This window comes from Bradyrhizobium sp. 35 (assembly GCF_023073215.1).
GTDB classification, from domain to species: domain Bacteria; phylum Pseudomonadota; class Alphaproteobacteria; order Rhizobiales; family Xanthobacteraceae; genus Bradyrhizobium; species Bradyrhizobium canariense_D.
Genome location: NZ_JADPJC010000069.1, coordinates 1 through 1,047 on the forward strand (window position 1 = coordinate 1; position 1,047 = coordinate 1,047).

The following is a 1,047-nucleotide window of genomic DNA, read 5'->3' on the forward strand; positions in this document are numbered from 1 at the left end:
GCGCCGCGATTGACGATTTCGGCGCGAAAGCCGTCGCCATCGTAGCCTTTGTCCCCAATGAGGGAAGACATGGGCGGCGCGAGCTTCAAAAGGGCCGGCCCTGCGGCAATGTCTGCGGCTTGTCCCGGAGTGAGATGAAATGCGCAAGGTTTGCAATCAGGGTCGCTCAGCGCGTGGATTTTCGTGGTCCGCCCACCGCGCGAGCGGCCGATCGCCTGTTCACACTCCCCCCTTTTCCGCCGCTCGCCGAGCGATGCGCTTTGATCGAGGTGGAGTCGATCGACAAAGCCACTCGGTCCTTGCCGCAGCGGGCGAGCGCTTCAAAGATCGCCTGCCAATGTCCGCGCTTAGCCCAGCGATTGAACCGATTGTAGATCGTCGTGTAAGGGCCATAGTCGGACGGGCAATCGCGCCAGCGTGCGCCGCACTGGAGCATGTGAATGATACCGCTGATAATGCGTCGATCGTCTTCGCGCGCCGGGCCGGTCTGGTTCGTTGGCAGATGCGGCTCTATCTGAGCCCACTGCTTGTCGTTGAGCCAGAACAGTCCTTTGCGCATCGAAGTCCCCCGTGCCGAATCAACTTGGCACCACGGAATCAGAACTCGTTAATTAGGTACAGACCCTAGTGCAATGCGTCGAGGATGCGTTTCATGCGCTCTCTACTAGACCCGTGGCGATGCCGCCGATCCTTCGACTTGATATTCCTCAACATCGAGGCGAGGTGGACGTCAAGACGGCTTACGTGCCAGGCCTCGATAGTTTTGCCATTAAGATGAGTTCCGGCTTCTCTGACAATCCGAAGATAGGTCTGCCGAGCACCAGCGGGATGATGGTGCTGCTTTCCAGTAGAACAGGGCTGGTGCAAGCCCTATTACTGGACAACGGATATCTTACTTGCGGCGCGGCAATCAGGATGGAAGTGCAGCGTCAATCAGGATGAGAGAGCTTCGCCGGGCTCGTGACGCAGGGAGGGCGTAGCCCGACCGGAGTTACGAGCCCGGCGACGGCGCGATCCGAGCGGACCGCGCCGTCTGGTGATCGCGGC

General features: G+C 60.1%; 2 pseudogenes. One reads left to right on the forward strand and one right to left on the reverse strand.

What is annotated here, in order from left to right:
* Positions 1–559, reverse strand: a pseudogene (locus IVB36_RS15245) (IS5 family transposase); the annotation flags it as partial.
* 68 nt (positions 560–627) lie between these two features.
* On the opposite strand from IVB36_RS15245, the pseudogene IVB36_RS15250 reads away from it, so the two are divergent.
* A pseudogene (locus tag IVB36_RS15250) lies at positions 628–897 on the forward strand (ornithine cyclodeaminase family protein); the annotation flags it as partial.
* Positions 898–1,047 lie beyond the last annotated feature (150 nt).